This is a genomic window from Proteus penneri, assembly GCF_003144535.1.
Taxonomy (GTDB): Bacteria; Pseudomonadota; Gammaproteobacteria; order Enterobacterales; family Enterobacteriaceae; genus Proteus; species Proteus penneri.
The window spans coordinates 95,646-121,269 of sequence record NZ_PHFJ01000008.1; the positions used below are offsets into that span (position 1 = coordinate 95,646).

The 25,624-nt window shown below is 40.4% G+C and carries 25 protein-coding genes; 21 read left to right on the forward strand and 4 right to left on the reverse strand.

Translation table 11 applies throughout. The features are described 5' to 3' along the window. Positions 1 to 107: 107 nt before the first annotated feature. Positions 108 to 2,447, reverse strand: a complete 2,340-nt coding sequence (locus CUB63_RS10675) for a Tex family protein (RefSeq protein WP_006534575.1) — start codon at positions 2,445 to 2,447, stop codon at positions 108 to 110. Between the two features lie 182 nt (positions 2,448 to 2,629). Here CUB63_RS10675 and greB point away from each other — a divergent pair, with 182 nt between their 5' ends. The 12 genes from greB (at position 2,630) to CUB63_RS10735 (ending at position 14,297) form a co-directional block, all read left to right on the forward strand. Next, positions 2,630 to 3,109, forward strand: a complete 480-nt coding sequence (greB, locus tag CUB63_RS10680) for a transcription elongation factor GreB (RefSeq protein ID WP_006534574.1) — start codon at positions 2,630 to 2,632, stop codon at positions 3,107 to 3,109. Positions 3,110 to 3,258: 149 nt separating this feature from the next. Then, entirely contained in the window at positions 3,259 to 3,981 is a 723-nt protein-coding gene (ompR, locus tag CUB63_RS10685) for an osmolarity response regulator transcription factor OmpR (protein WP_006534573.1), read from the forward strand. Continuing rightward, positions 3,978 to 5,318 (forward strand): two-component system sensor histidine kinase EnvZ, encoded by a 1,341-nt coding sequence (envZ, locus tag CUB63_RS10690; RefSeq protein WP_109848005.1) that lies wholly within the window; start codon positions 3,978 to 3,980, stop codon positions 5,316 to 5,318. Before ompR ends, envZ begins: the two co-directional genes overlap by 4 nt. A gap of 204 nt (positions 5,319 to 5,522) precedes the next feature. Beyond that, the gene (gene pstS / locus CUB63_RS10695; RefSeq protein WP_006534569.1) at positions 5,523 to 6,563 is read left to right on the forward strand and encodes a phosphate ABC transporter substrate-binding protein PstS; all 1,041 of its coding nucleotides are present in this window, start codon (positions 5,523 to 5,525) and stop codon (positions 6,561 to 6,563) included. Between the two features lie 76 nt (positions 6,564 to 6,639). Continuing rightward, positions 6,640 to 7,599 carry a phosphate ABC transporter permease PstC gene (gene pstC, locus CUB63_RS10700; protein WP_006534568.1) on the forward strand — a complete coding sequence of 320 codons (960 nt, stop codon included), beginning with the start codon at positions 6,640 to 6,642 and terminating at the stop codon, positions 7,597 to 7,599. A gap of 1 nt (position 7,600) precedes the next feature. Then, the gene (gene pstA / locus CUB63_RS10705; protein ID WP_072064874.1) at positions 7,601 to 8,503 is read left to right on the forward strand and encodes a phosphate ABC transporter permease PstA; all 903 of its coding nucleotides are present in this window, start codon (positions 7,601 to 7,603) and stop codon (positions 8,501 to 8,503) included. 29 nt (positions 8,504 to 8,532) lie between these two features. Next, entirely contained in the window at positions 8,533 to 9,309 is a 777-nt protein-coding gene (gene pstB / locus CUB63_RS10710) for a phosphate ABC transporter ATP-binding protein PstB (protein WP_006534565.1), read from the forward strand. Positions 9,310 to 9,323: 14 nt separating this feature from the next. Beyond that, positions 9,324 to 10,058, forward strand: coding sequence for a phosphate signaling complex protein PhoU (phoU, locus tag CUB63_RS10715; protein ID WP_006534564.1), 735 nt, complete (start codon positions 9,324 to 9,326; stop codon positions 10,056 to 10,058). A gap of 214 nt (positions 10,059 to 10,272) precedes the next feature. After that, positions 10,273 to 11,112: an ABC transporter substrate-binding protein gene (locus tag CUB63_RS10720; RefSeq protein WP_072064877.1), complete on the forward strand. Its 840-nt coding sequence runs from the start codon at positions 10,273 to 10,275 to the stop codon at positions 11,110 to 11,112. A gap of 106 nt (positions 11,113 to 11,218) precedes the next feature. Beyond that, the gene (locus CUB63_RS10725) at positions 11,219 to 11,956 is read left to right on the forward strand and encodes an amino acid ABC transporter permease (RefSeq protein ID WP_109848006.1); all 738 of its coding nucleotides are present in this window, start codon (positions 11,219 to 11,221) and stop codon (positions 11,954 to 11,956) included. A 1-nt stretch (position 11,957) separates the two neighbouring features. Continuing rightward, positions 11,958 to 12,710, forward strand: coding sequence for an amino acid ABC transporter permease (locus CUB63_RS10730; protein WP_109848007.1), 753 nt, complete (start codon positions 11,958 to 11,960; stop codon positions 12,708 to 12,710). A gap of 228 nt (positions 12,711 to 12,938) precedes the next feature. Beyond that, positions 12,939 to 14,297, forward strand: coding sequence for an NCS2 family permease (locus tag CUB63_RS10735; RefSeq protein WP_099076019.1), 1,359 nt, complete (start codon positions 12,939 to 12,941; stop codon positions 14,295 to 14,297). 78 nt (positions 14,298 to 14,375) lie between these two features. On the opposite strand, the gene CUB63_RS10740 is transcribed toward CUB63_RS10735, so the two are convergent. Both CUB63_RS10740 and CUB63_RS10745 read right to left on the reverse strand, forming a co-directional pair. Next, complete coding sequence (locus CUB63_RS10740; RefSeq protein WP_006534555.1) at positions 14,376 to 14,924, reverse strand: GNAT family N-acetyltransferase; 549 nt, start codon at positions 14,922 to 14,924, stop codon at positions 14,376 to 14,378. A 2-nt stretch (positions 14,925 to 14,926) separates the two neighbouring features. Continuing rightward, on the reverse strand, positions 14,927 to 16,399 hold the full coding sequence (locus CUB63_RS10745) for a glycosyltransferase family 39 protein (RefSeq protein WP_109848008.1): 1,473 nt from the start codon (positions 16,397 to 16,399) through the stop codon (positions 14,927 to 14,929). A gap of 188 nt (positions 16,400 to 16,587) precedes the next feature. On the opposite strand from CUB63_RS10745, the gene yihI reads away from it, so the two are divergent. The 5 genes from yihI to CUB63_RS10770 all read left to right on the forward strand — a co-directional run bounded on the left by yihI (position 16,588) and on the right by CUB63_RS10770 (position 22,011). Beyond that, complete coding sequence (yihI, locus tag CUB63_RS10750; RefSeq protein WP_072064892.1) at positions 16,588 to 17,085, forward strand: Der GTPase-activating protein YihI; 498 nt, start codon at positions 16,588 to 16,590, stop codon at positions 17,083 to 17,085. Positions 17,086 to 17,310: 225 nt separating this feature from the next. Continuing rightward, positions 17,311 to 18,750: a DUF4026 domain-containing protein gene (locus CUB63_RS10755; protein WP_109848009.1), complete on the forward strand. Its 1,440-nt coding sequence runs from the start codon at positions 17,311 to 17,313 to the stop codon at positions 18,748 to 18,750. Between the two features lie 398 nt (positions 18,751 to 19,148). After that, positions 19,149 to 19,385 (forward strand): ferrous iron transporter A, encoded by a 237-nt coding sequence (gene feoA / locus CUB63_RS10760; protein ID WP_109399125.1) that lies wholly within the window; start codon positions 19,149 to 19,151, stop codon positions 19,383 to 19,385. Between the two features lie 48 nt (positions 19,386 to 19,433). Beyond that, a complete protein-coding gene (gene feoB / locus CUB63_RS10765; RefSeq protein ID WP_006534548.1) occupies positions 19,434 to 21,761 on the forward strand; it encodes a Fe(2+) transporter permease subunit FeoB in 2,328 nt (775 codons plus the stop codon). 19 nt (positions 21,762 to 21,780) lie between these two features. After that, a complete protein-coding gene (locus CUB63_RS10770) occupies positions 21,781 to 22,011 on the forward strand; it encodes a FeoC-like transcriptional regulator (protein WP_006534547.1) in 231 nt (76 codons plus the stop codon). Positions 22,012 to 22,107: 96 nt separating this feature from the next. On the opposite strand, the gene bioH is transcribed toward CUB63_RS10770, so the two are convergent. Then, positions 22,108 to 22,875 (reverse strand): pimeloyl-ACP methyl ester esterase BioH, encoded by a 768-nt coding sequence (gene bioH, locus CUB63_RS10775; RefSeq protein WP_006534546.1) that lies wholly within the window; start codon positions 22,873 to 22,875, stop codon positions 22,108 to 22,110. Between the two features lie 37 nt (positions 22,876 to 22,912). Between bioH and gntX the strand changes: the two genes are divergently transcribed. From gntX to glpG, 4 genes are all read left to right on the forward strand, one after another. Continuing rightward, positions 22,913 to 23,605: a DNA utilization protein GntX gene (gntX, locus tag CUB63_RS10780; RefSeq protein ID WP_072064903.1), complete on the forward strand. Its 693-nt coding sequence runs from the start codon at positions 22,913 to 22,915 to the stop codon at positions 23,603 to 23,605. Between the two features lie 60 nt (positions 23,606 to 23,665). Further along, the gene (gene nfuA / locus CUB63_RS10785; protein WP_109848010.1) at positions 23,666 to 24,244 is read left to right on the forward strand and encodes a Fe-S biogenesis protein NfuA; all 579 of its coding nucleotides are present in this window, start codon (positions 23,666 to 23,668) and stop codon (positions 24,242 to 24,244) included. 179 nt (positions 24,245 to 24,423) lie between these two features. Next, complete coding sequence (gene glpE, locus CUB63_RS10790; RefSeq protein ID WP_006534543.1) at positions 24,424 to 24,750, forward strand: thiosulfate sulfurtransferase GlpE; 327 nt, start codon at positions 24,424 to 24,426, stop codon at positions 24,748 to 24,750. A 19-nt stretch (positions 24,751 to 24,769) separates the two neighbouring features. After that, positions 24,770 to 25,609, forward strand: a complete 840-nt coding sequence (glpG, locus tag CUB63_RS10795) for a rhomboid family intramembrane serine protease GlpG (protein ID WP_109399129.1) — start codon at positions 24,770 to 24,772, stop codon at positions 25,607 to 25,609. Positions 25,610 to 25,624 lie beyond the last annotated feature (15 nt).

Sequence of the window (25,624 nt, forward strand, 5' to 3'; positions counted from 1 at the left end):
ATAATGTGTAATAAAAAAGGCGATATAACCTATATTAGTTATATCGCACTTATTATTCTCGTTCTTTTTACCAACTACCAACTAATAGGGTAGCAATAAATGCGCTATTAGCGTTTTTTTCCAAATGCTGCGGCTAAAGCATCACCCATTGCACTATTTCCTGCATTATTACCATTACTCATTGGCTGACGGTTATTACGAGCTGTTTTTTGCCCTTTGTTATTTCTAACAGAATTCGTGTTATTTGATGATGACTGTTTTTTATCACTATCACCCGCGACTTCATCTAAACGCATAGTCAGTGCAATGCGCTTGCGAGCTAAATCCACCTCAAGAACTTTAACTTTAACAATATCACCCGTTTTTACCACAGTATGTGGATCTTCAATAAATCGATCTGCTAAAGAAGAGATATGAACCAAGCCATCTTGGTGTACACCGATATCAACGAATGCACCGAAGTTCGTCACGTTAGTCACAGTTCCTTCAAGGATCATACCACTGACTAAGTCATTCATTGTTTCGACACCTTCAGCAAACGTTGCCGTTTTAAACTCTGGGCGAGGGTCGCGCCCTGGTTTTGCTAACTCTTTTAAGATGTCATTAATCGTTGGTAGACCAAATTGCTCCGTGATAAACGCTCTTGCATCAACCTGTGAGATCAAAGCGCTATTTCCCATTAAATCGTCAATCTTTTGCTGCGTAGATTGCAAGATATTTTCCACAACAGGATACGCTTCAGGGTGAACTGTTGAGGCGTCAAGTGGGTTTTTGCCATCACGAATACGCAAGAATCCTGCACATTGCTCAAAGGCTTTTGGCCCTAAACGCGCCACTTTGAGTAACTGTTTTCTATCAACAAAACGACCGTTTTCATCGCGCCAGCTAATAATATTTTGAGCAATAGATTGGCTAAGACCTGCAACACGCGTTAATAATGGTACTGATGCTGTATTTAAATCCACACCAACACTATTCACACAGTCTTCCACGACAGTATCCAGTTTTCTGGCTAATAATGTTTGGCTAACATCATGCTGATATTGACCAACACCAATTGATTTAGGATCAATTTTTACCAGTTCAGCCAACGGATCTTGTAAACGGCGAGCGATAGATACCGCACCACGAATAGAAACATCTAAATCAGGAAACTCGTTAGCAGCAAGCTCTGATGCGGAATATACGGACGCTCCTGCCTCACTCACAATTACCTTCTGTGCTTTGACATCTGGGTAACGTTTTACAGTTTCAGCAAAAAAGCGTTCGGTTTCACGAGAAGCAGTACCATTGCCAATTGCCACCAGTTCAACATTATGCTTAATACATAACGCCGCAACACTGGCTGCCGCTTTATCCGCTTGGCCTGTATGTGGATAAATCGTATCTGTGGCGATTAATTTACCAGTGCTATCAACAACCGCAACTTTAACACCGGTACGTAAACCAGGATCAAGCCCCATTGTGGCACGCATGCCGGCAGGAGCAGCCATCAATAGATCATTAAGGTTACGAGCAAAAACATTAATCGCTTCTTCTTCCGCTTTTTCTCGTAATTGGCTCATCAGTTCTGTTTCAATATGCATTAAAACTTTTATGCGCCAAGTCCAACTTACAACCGCTTTACGCCAGCTATCTGCGGGTTGATTATTTAAACGTAACCCTAAATGTTCCGTAATCAGTTGTTCACCGTAGCTCTCTTTGGGTGCTTCTTCAAATTGTGGATCTGGATTAAGTGATAATTGAAGAATACCTTCATTTCGGCCACGAAACATCGCTAATGCACGGTGAGAAGGAACATTAGCAATAGGTTCATGATGATCAAAATAATCACTAAACTTAGCCCCTTCTGCTTCTTTACCCTCAATCACTTTGGCAACAAGGTGTGCATTCTTCCATAGATATTGACGGACTTTCGCTAATAATCCAGCATCTTCTGAAAAGCGCTCCATTAAAATATAACGCGCACCATCTAAAGCGGCTTTCGTATCATTCACGCCTTTTTCTGCGTCGATATAAGCGGTTGCCACTTCTTCTGGATTATTTTGTGGTTCATTCCACAGTAAATCCGCTAAGGGTTCTAATCCATTTTCAATCGCAATCTGCCCACGAGTACGGCGCTTAGGCTTATAAGGAAGATAGAGATCTTCAAGCTCTGTTTTACTTTGAGTGTCATTAATTGAAGAACGTAACTCAGGCGTTAATTTTCCTTGTTCTTCAATTGATTTTAAAATTGTTTGGCGGCGATCGTTGAGTTCCCGTAGATAACTAAGGCGAGTTTCTAATTGACGTAATTGCGTATCATCTAGTCCGCCGGTGACCTCTTTACGATAACGGGCAACAAATGGCACCGTATTCCCTTCATCCAGTAACGTTATAGCCGAAAGGACTTGCTGGGGCTTAACTGAGAGCTCATCTGCAATAATTCGGCTTAATGATTCATTCATAAAATATTTACCTACCGAGAGGAATAGTTAAAAAAAGATGGTTATTATACACGCAGAGCACTAAAAAAATTGGGCAAATTTCCTATCTATCTCGACAATTATGAGGAAATTAACAGATTATTTTAACATTCACGTTATAGTATCTTTATGAAATTCAATGTTGATGATAGTTTTTATTTGTAATGGCAAAAAGTAACTATATTACTCGTGATGGCTGGTATGCCTTAGACAAAGAGCTAAAATATCTTTGGAAAGAAGAACGCCCCCGTGTCACACAATCGGTTTCAGAAGCCGCGGCACAAGGTGACCGTTCAGAAAATGCTGAATATATTTATGGAAAGAAGCGATTACGCGAAATTGATAGACGTGTTCGTTTTTTATCAAAACGTCTTGATGAGCTAAAAATCGTTGACCCCGATCCTCGCCAAGAAGGAAAAGTCTATTTTGGTGCTTGGGTTACGCTTGAAGATGATGACGAAAATGTCAAAACCTTTAGACTTGTGGGTCCCGATGAATTTGACCCAGCAAAGCAGTGGATTTCTATTGATTCCCCTGTTGCCAGAGCGCTTATTGGTAAGCAAGTTGATGATGAAATTAGTGTGCAAACACCAGGTGGTGAAGTTAATTACTGCGTATTATCTATCAAGTATCATTCAGAATAAGGCAAATAAATAGATTTATTCTCTTTATCCTCACCAAAGAACAAGTTTTATCTATAAATTATTAATATTTATTCTTTGTTTTTGGTTTAATATTCTTATCGATGATAGAATTCGCTAATAGAAGCATTTGCACTTCGGGAGCTTAAAAAATGCAAGAAAGTTATAAAGTGCTAATCGTAGATGATGATTTACGTCTACGTTCACTACTCGAGCGTTATTTGACAGAGCAGGGTTTTCAAATCCGTACTGCTGCAAACGCTGATCAAATGGATCGTCTGCTCACACGTGAATCTATCCACCTTATTGTGCTCGATTTAATGCTTCCAGGTGAAGATGGCTTATCTATTTGCCGTCGCTTAAGAAGCCAAAATAACCCTATTCCTATTATTATGGTTACTGCAAAAGGGGAAGAGGTTGATAGAATTGTAGGGCTTGAAATTGGCGCTGATGATTACATATCAAAACCTTTCAACCCAAGAGAATTACTCGCACGTATTCGCGCCGTTCTTCGTCGCCAAGCGAACGAACTGCCCGGTGCACCATCACAAGATAATGCCATTATCTCTTTTGGTAAATTCAAGCTAAACCTTGGTACACGTGAAATGTTCCACGAAGAAGAGCATATGCCTCTGACAAGTGGTGAATTTGCTGTATTGAAAGTGTTGGTATCACACCCTCGTGAACCACTTTCTCGTGATAAGTTAATGAGCCTTGCTCGTGGTCGCGAATACAGTGCAATGGAGCGCTCAATTGACGTGCAAATTTCTCGTTTACGTCGCATGATTGAAGAAGATCCAACACATCCTCGCTATATTCAAACGGTTTGGGGTCTTGGTTACGTCTTTGTTCCTGATGGAACCAACGTTCAATGAGAAGGCTGAGGCTTTCCCCTCACAATAAACTGACACGCTCGTTATTTCTGGTTATCTCGCTGCTTTTTTTTAGCTTGATAGCCAGCTATATCCTTGTGCAGCATCTTATTGTTGGGCCAAGCCTTCAGCAATTTAATAAAGTATTAGCGTATGAAATACGCACGTTAGTACCTGAAGAACTGATCCTAGTTGACGGCACTCCGCTAAAAATATCCCCAGCTTTACGCAATAAAATCTATAACGAATTAGGCATTTCTTTCTTTGATAAAGAAGCTGCACTTAAGGAAGGGCTCTATTGGGCAAAAATAGACGATGAATTAAGTGAACAGATGACTGAATATCTTGAGGGGAAAACTGAAATTTGGATCGAGAATACGCTGGAATATCCTGTTTTATGGGTCAATACACATATTTCCCCTTCTCTTTGGATCCGTGTACCACTAACTGAATTAGGGCAAAACTTCTTACTGCCTGTTTATCGACAAGCGATTATTTTTATTATTATCGTTGTCGCTTTTTTCTGGCTTTATAGTCGTTTTCAAAATCGCCCACCCAATGAAGTAGAGTATGCTGCGCGCCGGATTGGAAAAGGCGTCATTCCTCCTCCTATTCCTGAATCTGGCTCTTCAGAAATGCGTTCAATCATTCGCGCCTTTAACCAGATGTCATCAGGAATTCGCTCATTAGACAATGATAGAACACTTGTTATGGCAGGTGTTAGTCATGATTTGCGTACACCACTGACTCGTATTCGTTTAGCAACTGAAATGATGAGTCCCGAAGATAGTTACCTCGCAGACTCTATTAATAAAGATATCGAAGATTGTGATGCTATTATTGGGCAATTTTTAGACTATATGCGCACGGGTAAAGAGATATCTTTAGAACTGTGTGATATGAATAATCTATTACAAGAAGTCATTTCAGCTGAATCTAATTCAGGAAAAATCAGTGAAGAACATCTTTATCCAGAACCCATTAATATCACAGCTAATCCTATCGCTGTAAAACGAGCACTTGCCAATATGGTTGTCAATGCCACCCGCTATGGCAATGGCTGGATAAGCGTTTCAAGTGGAAAAAATGAAGAATATGCATGGTTTCAAGTCGAAGATGATGGCCCTGGTATTCCACAAGAGGATAGACAACGTCTTTTCCAGCCTTTTGTTCAAGGTGAACAAGCGCGTAGCTCAACGGGGGCGGGTTTAGGATTATCCATTATTCGCCGTATCATGGATGCTCACGGTGGTTATGTTGAGCTTGATGATAGTGTTAAAGGTGGATTATTAATTCGAGCTAACTTTCCATTAAAAGAGCGAGAAGACGAAGACGATTAGGCACATCTTAATCTATCTCTTTTTATCTTTCTCACTTCCTTTTTTTCTTTCTCCCCTATAAATATTTCATCATTTTTATGCTTTGTCATAAAACTGTCACAATTAAGACATTTAATTGTCATCTAACTGACCTATTGTCTGTGCGTACCGTAACCGAAGTTGATAGATGTCGAAAATTATTCTACCTATCCCACAGGAGGGATTATGAAACTGATGCGTACCACCCTGACTAGTGTCATTGCCGCTGCGTTTTCAATGACCGCTCTTTCTGCACAGGCAACGACCTCGCTGACTGGTGCTGGCGCAACGTTCCCTGCCCCAGTTTATGCTAAATGGGCAGATTCCTATCAGAAAGAAACGGGTAACAAAATTAACTACCAAGGCATTGGCTCCTCTGGTGGTGTTAAACAAATCATTGCTAATACCGTTGATTTTGGTGCTTCTGATGCGCCATTAGCAGACGATAAATTACAAGCTGACGGTTTATTCCAATTTCCTACTGTGATTGGTGGCGTTGTTATGGCAGTCAATATTCCTGGTATCAAATCAGGTGAACTGACCTTAGATGGCGACACTATCGGTAATATCTATCTAGGCAAGATCCAAAAATGGAACGACCCGGCCATCGCTAAACTCAATCCAGGCTTAAAATTACCAGACCAAAATATCGCGGTTATTCGTCGTGCTGATGGTTCAGGTACCTCTTTCGTTTTCACTAGCTACTTATCAAAAGTAAATAGTGCATGGAAAGATGGCGTGGGTGCTGGCTCTACCGTTAAATGGCCAACAGGCTTAGGTGGAAAAGGAAATGATGGTATCGCTGCATTCGTTCAACGTGTACCGGGTTCAATTGGTTATGTTGAATATGCTTACGCGAAACAAAACAATCTTGCTTATACTAAATTAGTCACCGCTGACGGCGAAGTCATCGCGCCTACAGCAGACAGTTTCAGTGCGGCAGCAAGAAAAATCGATTGGAGCAAAAGCTTTGCACAAGATCTGACTAACCAAAAAGGTGAAAATGCATGGCCGATTACTTCAACCACCTTTATCCTTGTGCATCAAACACAAAAAGATGCAGTGAAAGGTAAAGAAGTACTGAATTTCTTCAACTGGGCTTATGAGAAAGGTAATCAGGAAGCGAAAAATCTTGATTATGCCGTCTTACCAACTGAAGTTGTAGAACAAATCCGCACAGCGTGGAAAACAAGTATTAAAGACAGTAATGGTAAACCGATTTACTAATAAAACGGCAACCATTAAGAAATTAGTTAACGTTCACCCCCTGTAAAACAGGGGGTAATAAATTAAAAGAGGCTTTATGGCCGAGCACACAACGGTAATAAAGGCCCCTAGTAAACGAGGGGACGTTATTTTCAGCGCACTAGTCCGTCTAGCTGCGTTGATTACGCTTTTGCTTTTAACAGGTATCATTGTTTCACTGATTTTTGCTTCATGGCCAAGTATTCAGCAGTTTGGCCTTTCATTCTTATGGACAAAAGAATGGGATCCACCAGCACAGGAGTTTGGTGCATTAGTACCGATCTACGGTACCATTGTGACCTCAGTCATCGCACTGATTATTGCTGTTCCTGTCAGTTTTGGTATCGCCCTTTTCCTCACTGAATTAGCGCCTAATTGGCTAAAACGTCCATTAGGTATTGCGATTGAGTTACTCGCGGCTATCCCAAGTATTGTTTATGGTATGTGGGGGCTATTTGTCTTCGCACCACTGTTTGCCACCTATTTCCAAGAGCCTGTCGGTAATGTGCTTTCATCCATTCCTATTGTGGGTGAGCTTTTCTCAGGCCCTGCTTTTGGTATTGGTATCTTAGCTGCAGGTGTTATCCTCGCTATCATGATCATTCCTTATATCGCTTCTGTGATGCGTGATGTGTTTGAACAGACACCTGTCATGATGAAGGAATCAGCCTACGGTATTGGTTGTACAACATGGGAAGTGATTTGGAATATCGTTCTACCTTATACCCGTAACGGTGTTATCGGTGGCGTTATGTTGGGATTAGGCCGTGCCTTAGGTGAAACCATGGCGGTGACCTTTATCATCGGTAATACCTACCAATTAGACTCTATCTCACTGTTTATGCCAGGTAACAGTATCACGTCTGCATTAGCGAACGAATTTGCTGAAGCAGAAACGGGATTACACACTGCTGCATTAATGGAATTAGGGCTTATCTTGTTTGTCATCACCTTTATCGTTCTCGCGATTTCTAAGTTTATGACATTACGTTTATCAAAAAATGAAGGGGCGCGCTGATATGTCTAAAACATCCTCTTCTTCATTACGAGTTCAAACAGAAAACGAACTGCGTGTACGCCATAAACGCCAACTTTGGCGTCGTCAAAAAAACCGTATCGCGCTGTTTTTATCTATCTCGACTATGGCATTTGGTCTTTTCTGGTTAACGTGGATTTTATTCTCTACGTTCACCAAAGGCTTTGATGGCATGTCAATCGCGCTTTTTACTGAAATGACTCCACCACCGAATACTGATGGTGGTGGATTGGCGAACGCCATTGCTGGTAGTGGCTTACTGATTTTGTGGGCGACGGTTATTGGAACACCGTTAGGTATTCTTGCAGGGATTTATCTGGCTGAATATGGTCGTCGTTCATGGCTTGCTGAAACTACACGTTTTATTAACGATATTTTGCTGTCAGCGCCATCAATCGTCGTCGGACTCTTTGTCTACACCATTGTGGTTGCACAGATGCAGCACTTTTCAGGATGGGCTGGGATTATCGCATTAGCGTTACTGCAAATTCCTATCGTGATACGTACCACTGAAAATATGTTGAAGTTAGTCCCTGATAGCTTACGCGAAGCCGCTTACGCATTAGGAACACCAAAGTGGAAAATGATCTCTAAAATCACCTTAAAAGCCTCGGTATCAGGCATTATCACGGGTGTGTTATTAGCGATTGCACGTATTGCCGGTGAAACAGCACCACTGTTATTTACTTCACTATCAAATCAATTCTGGAGCACAGACTTAAACGAACCGATAGCTAACTTACCTGTGACTATCTTTAAGTTCGCCATGAGTCCTTTTGCACAATGGCAAGAGCTTGCTTGGGCTGGCGTATTACTTATCACCCTCTGTGTTCTATTTATCAATATTATTGCGCGCGTGCTGTTTGCTAAACGCAAGCACGGTTAACGCAGAAAGTTAAGCAAGAGAGACGTTGAATGATTATGGCTAATGATAACGCAGGAAATAAAATTCAAGTTCGTGATTTGAACTTCTACTACGGTAAATTCCATGCGCTGAAAAATATCTCTTTAGATATTGCCAAAAATAAGGTGACTGCATTTATCGGCCCTTCTGGCTGTGGTAAATCAACCTTACTGCGTACTTTTAATAAGATGTATGAGCTTTATGGCGAACAACGTGCAGAAGGCGAGATTCTGCTAGATGGCAACAATATCCTGACAGATAAGCAAGATATCGCGCTATTGCGTGCCAAAGTCGGTATGGTGTTCCAAAAACCAACACCTTTCCCGATGTCAATTTATGACAACATCGCTTTTGGTGTACGCTTATTCGAAAAGTTATCTCGCGCTGATATGGACGAACGTGTTCAGTGGGCTTTGACTAAAGCCGCATTATGGAACGAAACCAAAGATAAATTACATCAAAGTGGATATAGTTTATCTGGTGGTCAACAACAGCGTTTATGTATTGCACGCGGTATCGCTATTCGTCCTGAAGTGTTATTACTCGATGAGCCTTGTTCAGCACTTGACCCAATCTCAACAGGTCGTATTGAAGAACTTATCAGCGAACTCAAATCAGAATATACCGTGGTTATCGTGACACATAACATGCAACAAGCAGCACGTTGTTCTGATTACACTGCATTTATGTATTTAGGTGAGTTAATTGAATTTAGCGATACGGATACGTTATTTACGCGTCCTGCGAAAAAACAAACTGAAGATTACATCACTGGGCGTTATGGCTGATAACGAGGCAATCAATGGATAATTTAAATCACAACAAGCATATTTCTGGTCAATTTAATGCTGAGTTAGAGCATATCCGTACCGAGCTGATGGTTATGGGTGGGCTTGTTGAAGAACAACTGAAAAAAGCCGTTATGGCAATGCATAATCAAGACCAAGCATTGGCAAATGAAGTTATTGAAGGTGACCATAACGTCAATATGATGGAAGTCGCCATTGATGATGCGTGTATGCGAATTATTGCTAAACGCCAGCCAACCGCGAGTGACTTACGTTTAATTATGGCGATATCAAAAACGATCGCTGAGCTAGAACGTATCGGTGATGTTGCTGAAAAAATCTGTAAAACGGCGCTTGAAAAGTTTTCACACCAGCATCAACCTCTGCTTGTGAGTTTAGAATCTTTAGGTCAACACGCCATACAAATGCTTCATGATGTTCTTGATGCGTTTGCGCGCATGGATTTAGATGAAGCTGTACGCATCTATCGTGAAGACGCTAAAATTGATAATGAATATGAGGGGATTGTTCGTCAATTAATGACTTACATGATGGAAGATCCTCGCACTATTCCAAGTGTGTTAACCGCACTCTTTTGTGCACGCTCAATTGAACGCATCGGCGACCGTTGCCAGAACATTTGTGAGTTCATTTTCTATTACGTAAAAGGTCATGATTTCCGCCATTTAGGGGGCGACCAAGTAGAAAAAATGCTCACCAAAAGTGACGATAGCAACACCTCTAAATAAATTTATCTCTCTTTTTCTTTTCTTCAAAACAGCGACGCTGATGTCGCTGTTTTTTTATTTTCTTATCAATTAATCCCCTTCTAGCTCAACACGTTTTTTTATCTTATTCCTTAAAAGCATATACATATCAATTTTTATTATTTTATGAACTTAGATCAACTTGATAGCGTGATATCCAACATAACGATGATAATTCTTTTCTTTGGGGTGAATAATGAAACTACGTGTTTTGGCAACCGCATTAATTGCAGGCTCTGTGCTTTTCTCTGGTCTTGCAAAAGCAGATAAACTCGATGATATAAAAAAAGCAGGTGTAGTACGTATCGCGATTTTTGATAGCAATCCTCCTTTTGGCTTCATTGATCCTCAAACCAAAAAACTGGCAGGTTATGATGCGGATATCGCCAATGAGATCGCCAACGATTTAGGTGTAAAACTGGAACTTCGCCCAACAAACCCAGCAAACCGTATCCCACTTTTAAGTTCTAAGAAAGTTGATTTAATCGCGGCCAACTTCACCATTACCGATGAACGCGCTAAGCAGGTTGACTTCTCTATTCCTTACTTTGCAACCGGACAAAAATTTATTGCACGTAAAGGGGTTTTAACTAACCCAGAACAAATTCATTCACTGCGCATTGGTGCAGATAAAGGTACTGTTCAAGAAATCACGTTACGTGAACGCTATCCTGACACCAAAGTTATCTCTTATGACGATACACCACTGGCTTTCGCCGCATTACGTAATGGTAACGTACAAGCCATCACACAAGACGATGCAAAATTAGTGGGTTTATTAGCCAATCTTCCTGATGCCATTAAAGCAGATTTTGAAATTTCACCGTTTAGCATCACCCGTGAATACCAAGCAGTTGCAGCAGCTAAAGGTGAAGAACGTTTAATTAATGAAATCAATAACACACTATTAAGATTGGAAAAAGAAGGCAAAGCAGAAGAGATCTATAACCGCTGGTTTGGCCCTGAAACCAAATCAGCTCAACCTCGCGGTGATTTTAAATTTGCCCCACTATCAGAGCAAACACCACAATCTTGATCTTTAAAGCGTAATAACTTTCTTCTTTCATCAAAATAAAGTTATTCCTTTACTAAAACACCTACCCCGCTTTTGCGGGGTTTGGTGTCTACAATAGGCCTATTATATGTTTGAGCAATTTCTATCACATTACCTTCTTGAGCCACACTATTTAAGCTGGCTCTGGAACGGTTTTCTAATCACTTTGCTTATCTCTTTTTGGACTATTGTCATCGCAACATTAATGAGCTTCGCCCTTAGTGCTGCAAGAGATAGCACGTTTGCGCCATTACGCTGGTTAGCCACTGCTTATACTTCACTATTTCGAAATACTCCACTGTTAGTACAGTTGTTCTTTTGGTATTTCGCCTCAGGAGAATTTCTGCCACAAAGCGCCATGATGTGGTTAAACACACCTCATGAGATTGTATTCTTAGGTGTAACACTTTCTTGGCCTTCTTTTGAGTTTTTGGCTGGCATTGTGGGGCTGACATTTTACTCAACGCCATTTATTGCCGAAGAGCTGAGAGCGGGCATTCAAGGTGTTAAACAAGGGCAAAAATATGCCGCTTTAGCACTAGGCTTAACACCGTGGCAATCTATGCGTTATGTGATTTTACCTCAAGCGTTTCGTATTGCTCTGCCTCCTTTGTTGGGTCAATACATGAATGTGATAAAAAACTCATCACTGACTATGGCTATTGGTGTTGCAGAGCTTTCTTACGCATCAAGACAAGTCGAAACAGAATCACTACGTACCTTTGAAGCCTTTGGTGTCGCAACCATTCTTTATATTGCGGCGATAGCCTTGATGGAAGCTTGGGGACAATGGCATCAGCAACGTAAATTAGCACAAGGATATTAAAATGGATTTTACTGTTATTGCTGATAACTGGCAGTACTTACTCTTTGGTGCTTATCCTGATGGGCCTTTAGAAGGTGCAGCGCTGACCATCTTTATCAGTATCATTGCGGGTATTGCATCTATTATTTTAGGTACCTTAGGTGGCATTGCACTTGCGATGCTCAGAGGCATCTGGGTTAACCTTTTCGCGGCTTTTTTAGGTTTTTTCCGCGCTATTCCCGTCATTATGTTGATATTTTGGGTCTATTTTTTATTGCCCGTTGTATTAGGGATGGAAATACCTGAGATCACCACCGTAATTTGTGCATTGGCGTTAATTACATCGTCTTATATTGCACATGGCGTTAAAGCGGGTATCTTGGCGATTGGGAAAGGTCAGTGGCAAGCAGGGTTATCGTTAGGCTTTAATCGCTGGCAAGTGTTGTGGCATATCGTATTGCCACAAGCATTACGCATGATGGTGCCTTCATTTATTAATCAGTGGATAGCCTTAATCAAAGATACTTCATTAGCTTATGTCGTCGGTGTCGGTGAGCTTTCGTTCTTAGCGACACAAGTCAATAACCGCAGTATGGTTTACCCAATGGAAGTCTTTCTATTTGTTGCTTTTATCTATTTTGTTCTCTGTTTTTCATTGGAAATTGTTGCCAATAGAGTGGTTAAATTATTTTCCACACAAAAAGAAAAGCGCCCTTTTTGGCAAATGGTGTTGCCGTTTAGAAAAAAATATTTCACCAAAAAAGAAAAGGCATAGGAAAGGATTTAAATGTATGACTGATCCCGCTATAGAAATTGTATCATGTCGATACCATTATTAGACTTATTAGCCTCCTTACATTTATCCAGTTTAACCCTTAAAGGATCTCAACGTTTTTTAAGCTTTAGATTTTCCTTCTACGCAATCGATTACTTTTTTAGGTGCAGTTATGGTTTTATTTGTGTAGGATAAAGCGAAAAACATTTTTTTTGGGATCTTTTGTCTATGAGCATGTCATCACCAAACTCTGGTTCACAGGGTTTGCTCCAACGTGTGTTTAAGCTACAAGAACACGGTACAAACGCTCGCACTGAACTAATTGCGGGTATCACGACTTTCTTAACGATGGTTTATATTATCTTCGTTAACCCTCAAATTCTCGCTGCTGCCAATATGGATATCAAAGCCGTCTTCGTAACGACCTGCTTAATTGCGGCTTTCGGCAGTATTTTAATGGGATTAGTGGCAAATTTACCTATCGCCGTTGCCCCCGCTATGGGTCTAAACGCCTTCTTTGCTTTTGTGGTTGTTGGCGCGATGGGCTACTCATGGGAAGTTGCTATGGGAGCGATTTTCTGGGGTGCCGTAGGTCTGTTTTTACTCACGCTCTTTCGTATTCGTTATTGGATAATTGCCCATATTCCACTGAGTTTACGTGTGGGTATTACGAGCGGTATCGGCCTTTTTATCGCCATGATGGGCTTAAAAAACTCTGGTATTATTATTCCTAATAACGACACTATCGTGACTATCGGTAATTTTGCTTCTCATAACGTATTACTAGGTGCATTAGGCTTTTTTATTATCGCTATTCTTGCTGCTCGTAATATTCATGCCGCAATTCTTATCTCAATTGTTATCACCACTGTCATTGGTCTTCTCTTAGGGGATGTTCAATATCAAGGTATCTTTGCTATGCCACCTTCTATCACTACCGTGGTAGGTAAAGTGGATATTGTTGGCGCGTTAGATATCGGCCTTTCTGGTGTGATTTTTGCCTTTATGTTAGTTAACCTATTTGACTCTTCAGGCACATTAATTGGTGTCACTGATAAAGCGGGTTTAACCGATGACAAAGGCAAATTTCCACGGATGAAACAAGCATTATATGTCGATAGCTTAAGCTCTGTTGCAGGCTCTGCAATGGGAACATCGTCTGTCACTGCTTTTATCGAAAGCACTTCGGGTGTTTCTGTCGGCGGTCGTACAGGTTTAACGGCGGTCGTTGTCGGTATTCTTTTCTTGCTCGCGATCTTCTTATCACCACTCGCAGGCATGGTACCAAGCTATGCGACGGCAGGCGCACTGATTTATGTGGGTGTATTAATGACATCCAGCCTTACGCGCGTGAAATGGGATGATTTAACAGAATCTGTTCCAGCCTTTATCACTGCTGTCATGATGCCATTTAGCTTCTCAATTACTGAAGGTATTGCTCTTGGTTTTATTGCCTACTGTGTGATGAAAGTGGGTACTTTCCGCTGGAAAGAAATTAATCTATGTGTTGTGATTGTTTCACTACTATTTATTTTAAAAATATTACTAATTGATACTCACGTGATTGATTTAAATAATTTATTTTAACATTTAATAAATTAAGATCATGATGATACAGACAAAACGGCACCAATAACGTGCCGTTTTTTATAAGAAAAGAGGTGATTATGCAACGTTCGTGGGCAACAACAAACCAAAGATAATCGAATCAGAAACCTCATCACCGACTATCCAACGCTGTTTAAGATACCCTTCCTGTTCAAAACCTAATTTCGCTAATAAAGCAGCTGAAGCTTTATTATCAGGGTGAATATCGGCCTCTAAACGACGAACAGATAAATGCGTTTGGAGATACGTGATAAACGCAGCCATAGCTTCTTTCATCACCCCCCTGCCTTGATAAGCCGTATCAAGGCAATATCCGATTTCGCCACGTCGTGAATTAGGGTAATGATTAAAGAAAACACACATCCCCATCAGTGTATTAGTTGCTTTATCTATCACCGCTAAACGCAGATACTCTTTTCTTTCCATATGGGTGATATCTTGAATGATATCTTCTTGCGCTTCTTGCAGAGATTGCCAAGGAAGATGACTCCAGTAGCGCGTCACTTCAGGTGAGCTCATGATCTTAAACCAATCTTCCGCATCCCCCATTTCAAAAGGGCGCAATCTTAATCTTTCTGTTTCAACCTGAATATCGGCGTAACGCATCTCTACTTTTCCTTATGTGTTTTTGGCGCCACAAATGCAATACAAACTGGCTCGGCAATGGCATCGGGTTCAGCACGAAACATTATCTCTTGAGTATCCGCTATTTTTAAGCTCGGCCAGTGCTTTAATCCCTCATCAAAATGTGCTTTTTCACAGTAATAGCCGACTGCACTCACCAAGACGACACCTTTTTCTTCTAATTGTTGAAGTGTTATATATCGATTATAAATATTAGGTGGTTGAACATTTTCTTCTAACACCCAAGGCTGTGAAGATAATGGTCTATCTTTACCATAAAAAGTCACCCATTCATGCATATACTCACCACCAACATATGCAAGTGGCGTGTGATAATGCTGATGCCATGCTTGTTCAACCTCTTGCACAAAGGTTTTTACACCAATAAATTTTTGACCTGCATTACGCACATTAGCAGCTTGAACGACGGTATAGCCAGAAACAACCAACATGCCAAACACACCTAAACCGTACAATACACCACGCAATGAACGCTTAGGCATGACACTGATTGAACCCACAAAAAGCGCAGTTGCAACTGACATAAAGGGTTGTAACCATTCCGTGATACGTCCACCTTCATGAAAACTAAACCAGACAAAAATAATTACCAATGGGAATAGCAATACAAAATTCAACAACTGGCTATCTTTAGATGCAGACCAACTTACTCGGCCACCATAAAGACGTAATATTACCCACATCAAGATAATGGGATAAAAAACCGTCAGTGCAGCACGCGTTGTACGTAAATTAAAACGGTTTTCTATTTGTGAATCGACCCACTTAAAAGCGGCAAAGTCGGTTTGCCATAACCAAATAAAATTAGGGATAACAAAAGCAAACCAAATAACTAACGCTATATAGAAATAGGGAGAACAATAACTTGCTCGAACTTTAGGTACAAAAAGGCTTGATAAAAACACAGAACCTATAAAAGCTAACGATGAATATTTCCCCATTGTGGCGATACCCATCGTAATCGCAAAACCAATCCAATATTTTTGATTGTCATTAATAGCACAAAGGAAAAAATAGAACGCCCATGCCCAACAACCCACTAGAATATAATTATCGTTATACGGGATAATATCAAAGTTGATAACGCCAGATAAATTAAGCGACAACATAGCAAACCAAGCTAGATTAGTATTTTGTGTCAACTTATAGGCTAAGTTCCAAACACCTAATAGCCCAATGGCAATGACAATAAAGTGGATAAAATACCAATAAAAGCTAAAATCGATACCGCCATAAATAGCCGGTGTCATTATAAAACCAACAAACCAAGGATTTTTTGGAGATCCCCACCCTCCATTAGTGCCCCAATTAACAGCCTCAACAGCATCATAAGGCACGGTAGGGTCAAAGAGATAACTCACTAAGATCCAGAGCGTCGCATAACCAATAACCCACCAATATACTGGTTTACGTAATTGTGCAGATAATAATGTCATAATAAATAAAAATTTAAGTTAATTAATTTAGTTTGGTCGTTGATTGACGTCACAACACAGTAAAGTATAGTGAAACGAACCGCACATTGTACGTGAGCAAAAATTAAATTGTCTTAAATTTGCGCTTTTATTGAAAATTTGTTTCTGATAGATTGCGCAACCAAGAAGATCACTATCGAGTTACCATTATGAATATGATTAAAAGAAAACCCGCAGCTAAAACACGTAAGAAATCTCGTGAAGAGCTGAACGCGGAAGGACGTGAACGTAAACGTCAAAAAAAACACCGCGGCAATCCTGCCGGTAACCGTCAGCAGGAAGCGGAAAATAAACAGCAAACGAAAAATACAGCGCCGAAAGATCCCCGTATTGGTAGCAAAAAACCGATCCCTCTGATTGTGGGTGATACACCAAAAGTGGCGAAGAAAAAACCGGCACCTGTTAAAGAAGAGCCCGTTCGTTTAACATCTGAGCAAGAATTAGACCTGTTAGAAAACGATGCTCGTTTAGATGAATTACTGTCTCGTCTTGAAAACGGTGAAAAACTCAACGCAGAAGAACAGGCTTATACTGAGAAAACCCTTGATCGTATTGACGAATTAATGGTTGAACTGGGTATTGAGTTTGAAGATGATGACGATGAAGAGAAAACAGAAGACATCATGCAATTGCTGAAAGGTAAATAATCAAAAGATTAATTATTTTCCTTGATTAGCTGACATCTAACGGATATTAATAACTTATTGATATCCGTTATTTTTTATAACGTTTTCTCTGTTTTACTTTTCATTAATTTTTATTATCAACAATAGATTAAATAACCCTCACAAGCTCAGATAACTCCATCTATTCCTCTCTTGTTATCCCTGATATCCTATTTTTCTATCTTTAATATACGAGTGATAAAAAATATGGATAACAGACAGCAGTACTTAGATATCGCAGCTGGGCAAGGAGAAAAAGTGCCCTCTCGTATAGTGGCCTTCCCTGCACAGCCACTAAACTATGCGCTTATTGAACAACGTCTAGACGAACAGACAGATTACACTGATGGTGAAATAAATTATCTCAGTGAAAATATTGACGACGGTTTTTTCTATCGTTGCCAACATGGTGATGACGAGTTACATTTTTTTGTCTGTCTTTACCCTCGTGATGAAAATTACAAAATACGCCCAATGTATTCAACAGATGAACTTACCCCGCAATTATTAGCGCACGCAAATGCCACAACTCAAGATTTATTGTTGGAAACACTGTTTACTGAAACCTTGCATCCTTTAGCGAGTTATCGCCATCAACTGAATTTTCTTAATATCATCGCACCCGAAATAGTTTTAGCATTAGATGAATCAGCGGCAGGTAAAGCATTAACGCCTGAGTGGATACGCTTCCAATTAGAAACGCCCGATCTTTATCCTGAAGTAGAAAGCTTATATGTTATTCATGCTGTCTATGACACAGAAAATGAACCACCAACCATGTTCTGGTTCCATACACATGGATTAGCTCGTTGTGGTTTAACAGAAGTCGATTTAGTTATTCCAAGTATGCTTGAATCTTACTATGGTATTCCTGATCTCTTCCGTTGCTTTGTTAATAACAGCATTAATCATCGCCAAATTGCATTTGGTGAACCAATGCTTTGCGGTCAAACATCATCAGGCTTGGAGTATCTTGTCGCATTACCTTTTGAAGAAGGTATTCGCCATATTAATCAATCAACACCACTCGAAAGCCTTAGACCTTTAGAAGAGATGCGTTACGACACGGAAGGTGCACCACACGGCGTTTTCTTGGGTGATTTGGCCGATCGTGATGAATATCATCAACATCCTTCTTCTATGCTATTTAGAACCAATGAAGAAAATCCTGTTTTAGAAACCTTCTTTAAAGGTTATGAAGAGCAGCAAGCGATGATGCTACTGCGTAGCAATGAAGAAACCTATGAGATGTCTGAAAAAGCCAAGCGACGTTGGGAATACTTCGTTTCTATGTTTGATAACTACAATCAACCACCTGTTGAGAAAAAAAGTGGGTTTCTCTCCAAGTTATTAGGAAAAGACAAACCCGAAGAGACCGAAAACCCGTGGCAATTTATGATCAAATTCGGCATTCCTTATGGTGAAGAGGAAGAGCTAGAGCATATGTGGTTTGTGCCACAGTCTCGTGATGGAGACACTGTTTATGCAAAATTACTCAATGTGCCATTTTATGTGAAAGAGATGCAAGAAGGTGAAATCTATCCCATCAATATAGATTTAATTACTGATTGGGTCGTTTCATTTGAAGGTGATAGCTATACCCCTAACAATATTTACCAGCTTTTTAGCCACCAGCAAACTCACTAATTAGTAGGCATTCACAATAACAACGCGAGCTTTTTTACTTAAGCTCGCGATCTTCATATTCTTGAAATCTACGTTTATCTTGTTCCCTGTTAATACTATTAATTGATTATTATTTTATTGCTACATCGACATCTCAACACTTCACATTTTGTTTTTGTCTAGTAACAGATAGAGAAAACAGCCTGATTTCCTCCCAATATCTTTTCTCTGGTTGATTTAAATCAAGTGCAGATAAGTGTAGTCTAGGCTAAATTATACCCAATAAGGATAGTTATAATTCTCATTAGCATTAAAAATATTTATTATAATTATCCTGACTATTATTATGTGAATTCTCATACGCGTTAATAATTATCAGTATCATTATTTTTTGTATCAACATTCGTGGAAGGACGATTATGTCTCTGATCCCAAATCACAGTTATAAAATCTTGAGCTACTCACCTCAGATTAGCCCTGCATACAGACAGAAATTGTTATCTTTAGGTATGTTACCTGGCGCTGTGTTTAACGTTATTCGTATCGCCCCACTGGGTGATCCTATTCAAATAGAAACGCACCGAGTCTCCCTAATTTTAAGAAAAAAAGATCTCGCATTCATTAATCTTAGCGAAGTAGTTCATAACGAAAAATAATCGTTATTTCTCATTCAACCTGGCAAGACAACTATTGGCATCACTATTATGACTCCTCTCACTATAGGCCTTATCGGTAATCCCAATGCCGGTAAAACAACACTCTTTAATCAGTTAACAGGCTCTCGTCAGCGTGTGGGTAACTGGGCGGGTGTAACGGTCGAACGTAAAGTTGGTCGTTTCACAACTGCAAATCATAAAATTGAGCTCGTCGATTTACCCGGAACTTACTCTTTAACGACAATCTCAGAACAGACATCGCTTGATGAGCAAATCGCCTGCCATTTCATTTTAAGTAATGAAGCAGACATGTTGATTAACGTGGTTGATGCATCAAACCTTGAGCGTAACCTCTATTTGACATTGCAACTGCTTGAGCTTGGTATTCCGTGTATCGTGGCATTAAACATGCTCGATATTGCAGAACACCAAGATATGCAAATTGATATCAAGGCACTTTCAGAACATTTGGGTTGTCCTGTTATTCCAATGATTTCAACCAAAGCATCTGGCATTGATAAGCTCAAAGAAGCCATTGATACCTTCCCGGCTGAAAAGAAAAAACCACAAGAATTACTCACTTCTTATCCACTATGGTTATTAAATGAAGTTGAGGTACTTGCTGAAAAAATTAATCATGATGAGTTTAATTTACAGCAACGTCGTTGGATGGCATTACAGTGTTTAGAGGGCGATATTTATACTCACCAACGAGCTCAAATCACGAGTGAAGATATCAAAAACATCCGCCAACGCATTCAAGACGAACAGAATAATGAACCAGAATTAGTCATTGCGGATGCCCGTTACCAAAATATTGAGCGCATCTGTCATACCGTGATCAATATGGAGTCCATTAAGCCGAATATTCTGACACAAAATATCGATAAAGTGATATTAAACCGTTGGTTAGGTGTTCCTATCTTCCTGTTTGTTATGTATTTAATGTTCGTTCTAGCAATTAACATTGGTGGTGCATTACAACCTGCTTTTGAAGGTGGCTCCGAAGCTATCTTTATTCATGGTATTCAATGGGTTGGTGCAACGTTTAACTTCCCTGAATGGCTGACAATTTTCCTTGCTCAAGGTGTCGGTGGCGGTATCAATACTGTTCTTCCATTGGTGCCACAAATCGGGATGATGTACCTCTTTTTATCTATCCTTGAAGACTCAGGTTATATGGCTCGTGCCGCATTTGTTATGGATAGATTGATGCAAGCTCTGGGATTGCCGGGTAAATCATTCGTACCACTGATTGTCGGTTTTGGTTGTAACGTACCTTCCATTATGGGTGCGCGTACTCTAGATGCACCCAGAGAGCGATTGATCACCGTATTAATGGCACCGTTTATGTCTTGTGGTGCTCGTTTAGCGATCTTCGCGGTATTTGCGGCAGCTTTCTTTGGTAAAAACGGCGCGAGTGTTGTTTTCTCGCTTTATCTTCTGGGTATTGTGGTTGCTATCCTCACAGGCTTGTTGCTAAAACACACCATTATGCGCGGCGAAGCGTCACCTTTCGTGATGGAACTGCCTGTTTATCATGTTCCTCACCTAAAAACGTTACTAATGCAAACTTGGCAACGTTTAAAAGGCTTCGTGGTACGTGCGGGTAAAGTCATTATTATTGCCAGTATGTTTATCGGTGCATTAAATAGCTTCACTTTCTCAGGTAAGCCTGCCGATAACATCAATGACTCTGCATTGGCAGAGGTCAGTAAAGTGATCACACCATTATTGCAACCTATTGGTGTTCATAACGATAACTGGCAAGCAACGGTAGGTTTAGTCACCGGTGCAATGGCAAAAGAAGTGGTTGTGGGAACATTAAATACCCTTTATACCGCGGAAAGCATTGTGAACGAGCCTTTTGATCCTGAAGAATTCGATCTGTGGGGTGAAATTGGTGACGCCTTTGGTGAAACATGGGATAGCTTAAAAGAGACTTTCACGCTAGCTGCACTTTCTAATCCAATTGAAGCAAGTAAAGGTGATGGTGAAATGGATACCGGCACAATGGGAACTATGGGGGCAAAATTTGGCTCCGGCATTGCTGCATACAGCTATTTAATCTTTGTTTTACTGTATGTGCCTTGTGTTTCAGTGATGGGTGCTATTGCGCGTGAAACCAGTCGTGGCTGGATGACCTTCTCTATTCTTTGGGGATTAAATATTGCTTACTCACTGGCTGCGCTGTTCTATCAAACCGCAACCTTTAGCGAGCATCCACAAAGTAGTGGTATCACCATTGCGGCTGTAGTTATCTTCAACTTAATTTTGTTTATCTTGTTGCGTAATGCCCGTAATCGTCTAACAATTAACTTAAGCAATAAACCTTCATTGGCTAAACAATGTTGTTCAAAAGGTAGTTGTCACTAAGTGACCAAGGAAAAGTAAGATGGCTAGTTTGATAGAAGTACGTGATTGTATCGCCCTTAATGGTCGAGCCGATGCCCGTCTTATCAGCCATCAACTCAATATGCCTGAACCGTTGGTGCAAGCAATGTTAGAGCGGCTCACATTGATGGGTAAGCTTCAAGAGGTAGATGTCGAGGATTGTCTTACGGGCAGTTGTAAAAGTTGCCCTGAAGCCACCGCCTGCCAGACAAAGCTTTATCAATTACGCTAACAATAATAGTGTATAACCGACTTAAATCCCCTATTTTTATAGGGGATTTTTCTATCATCACACTCGGTTCTATCTTGCTTGGTGCATAATAGTAGTTCATTCTTTACATGCGTGAATAAGTGCGTCACTAAATTCATCTGGATGTGAAATAAACGGTGCATGAGCCGCATTACGGAAAATAACCGAAGGTGATTGTGGATAAATAGCATCTAATAACCCAGCTACTTTTCGAGGTACTAACCCATCTAAATAACCGTAAAAACGAATAAAAGGGCAACTCAGCATTTTCAACTCTTCTCGTAAATCCTCTGTGCGCAGAATTTCTAATCCACCATTAAGCACTTCAACAGAAGGAAGAGGTTGCTCTAATACCACTGATTTTAATGCCTTCATATCTTCACGCGCACTTTGAGTACCTAATGTTTGCAGTGCTAAAAAGCGCTCAACTGTACGATGAAAATTCTCATTTAACTGCTGTTCAAACCCTCTTAAAACCTCAGGTTTGATACCAGGCCAATCGTCATGAGCACCAAAACAAGGTGAAGAAGCTACGGTAATCAACGCTTGCACATTATTAGGATTATCTAAAACAACACGGCTCGCGACTAATCCACCTAGAGACCATCCTAGCCAAATAGCATTAGCAGGCGCTTTTGTAAAAACAATCTCTGCCATCTCTTTTAATGTGAGGGCAGGAAAACCTTGGCTACGCCCATAACCCGGTAAATCAACAAGATGCAGTGTAAAATGCGAGCTTAGCCGCGGTATTAATGATTGCCAGACCTCGGCATTCAATCCCCACCCGTGTAATAGCACAAGATCTGTTTTTCCTTCACCGATTGTCTGCCAATACAATTTATTCATTGTTATGATCTCTTCTCTTAATACAGGGATTTTGATTATGTGGATAACAATAGCAGGATATTGTTGGTTATGTCGCCAACCCTTACATTATGATACTAAAGGTATTTGTTCGAGTTGTATTCGCTATTTACCTAAACAACATAACCGTTGCCCATGCTGTTTATATCCCTCATCTCACGCTATGATGCTATGTGGGCGCTGCTTACAATCACCTCCACCATGGAAACAGATGTTGACAGTCACAGACTATCAACCTCCATTAAATAAATTATTACACCTTTATAAATACCAACCTCGCCCTCAAATAGCTTTATGTCTCGCACGACTTTTTCTATTGCGATGGCTTTCACATCATAGAGAAAATGGGGTGCAGAAACCCGATAGAATTATTAGCGTTCCTTCGCATCGCCATCGCCGTTGGTCTAGGGGCTTTGAGCAAGTAGAAGCGATTGCTAAGCCTTTGGCAAGGTGGCTAAATTGTGCTTATCAACCAGATACCCTGATAAGAACTCGTGCTACACTGGTGCAAACGCATCTTAATGCCAAGCAAAGGCAACAAAATTTAAAGAATGCATTTATATTAAATAACACAGTGTCGGTATCAGGGAAAAATCTGGCACTAATTGATGATGTTATCACTACAGGCGCGACATTAAAGAGTATTGTCCCCTTGTTATTTCGTGCGGGAGCACGCTCTGTTGAGGTATGGGCGATTTGCCGAACCTTGTAGTTAACCGCCAATTGGGCGTATGATAACCAACCAGAACAGTCAACTATTGAGCAAGACGATATGATTATTATTACTGATGCCGCACAGGCGCATTTTGCCAAACTACTGGCTAACCAAGAACCCAACACCCAAATTCGTGTATTCGTTATCAATCCAGGCACACCTAATGCTGAATGTGGCGTTTCATACTGCCCACCTGATGCCGTAGAACCAAACGATACTGAAATTAAGTTCGAAAAACTTTCTGCGTATGTTGATGACATCAGCGCACCTTTCTTAGAAGATGCAGAAATTGATTTTGTTACTGACCAACTAGGCTCACAATTAACCCTGAAAGCACCTAACGCAAAAATGCGTAAAGTCGATGCTGATGCACCATTAATTGAACGCGTAGAATACGTACTACAATCACAAATTAACCCACAATTAGCAGGGCATGGTGGTCGTGTTAGTCTAATGGAAATCACAGAAGATGGTTATGCTATCTTACAATTCGGTGGTGGGTGTAACGGTTGTTCAATGATTAATGTCACATTAAAAGATGGTATCGAAAAAGAACTGTTAAACCAGTTCCCAAATGAATTAAAAGGTGTGAAAGACTTAACTGAACACCAACGTGGTGAACATTCCTACTACTGATCCTTCAGTATCACATCCCCTATGATACTCACCTGCACGGATATCATGGGGGATTTGTTTATTAAAATAATCATTTACAAAGTATAACGTCATCTTTACCTATTTGACGTTATGATAAATGTACCGTTCTCTCGCTCAGAACAAATAAATCAATTAACAATATAATAAATAAGACAATTATGGATAAGTTTCAATTTCTCAGCATTGAACAAGCCTATCAATTCTGGACATCTCAATCGGCAATCTTAGTTGATGTTAGAGATCCTCAGAGTTACCGCATGGGTCATGCTACCGGCGCATTTCATCTCACCAATGATACGCTAAACAAATTTTTACAAGATGCTGACTTTGATGTGCCTGTGATGGTGATGTGTTATCACGGTCATAGCAGTCAAGGAGCAGCTCAATATCTGGTCAATATGGGCTTTGAAACCGTTTACAGTGTTAATGGTGGTTTTGAAGCATGGCTAAGAGAGTTTCCACAAGCGATAACCTCTCTGCAATAACTACAGATGAGTTTTGTTAATGATCCACATTATTACGCTTTCTAACCCTCAAGCAGCTGATTTATTTGTCAATTATATGGCAACAAAAGGTGTGCGAATTCACGCAAAAAATGAAAATCAGCAGATCTCACTTTGGTTAGAAGACCAACATCAATTGGATATGGTTGAAAAAGAACTCAATACTTTTTTACGCGAGCCTTTTCACCCACGTTACCAAGCCGCAAGTTGGCAAACCGGTAATCCGCAAAATACGGGTATCAAATATCGCCCAGCTTTTTCGATAAAAAATATGGTGCAACGTTCAGGGCCGTTAACGGTACTGGTGATTATTTTATGTATCCTCGTTTTTATCTGGCAACAAGTGGTTGGTGACTATGATGTCATGCTCCATTTAGCATGGCCTTATGAAGAGAGCTTAAACCTTGAAGTTTGGCGCTATATTACCCCAGCGTTTATTCATTTTTCACTGATGCATATCGCCTTCAACCTTGCTATGTGGTGGTATCTCGCAAGTCAAACAGAGCAACAATTAGGCACCGGTAAATTATTTGTGATCATGCTCGTTTCTGCGCTCTTTAGTAATTGGGCACAATCCTTGTTTACAGATTCCAACTTTGGTGGGCTTTCTGGCGTTGTTTACGCATTAATTGGCTATGTCGGTTTAACAGGAATACGTAATCCAGAAAAAGGTATTGGCGCTCCAACAGGTTTAATCGTCTTTTCAATTTTGTGGATTGTTGCTGGTTATATGGGTGTTTTAGGTGACTCTATCGGAAATGCTGCACATTTTGCAGGCTTCCTTATCGGCTTATTGATGGCTTTGTGGGATAATCGACATCAATTATCTCGTAGATCATAATAAAATTAACATGAT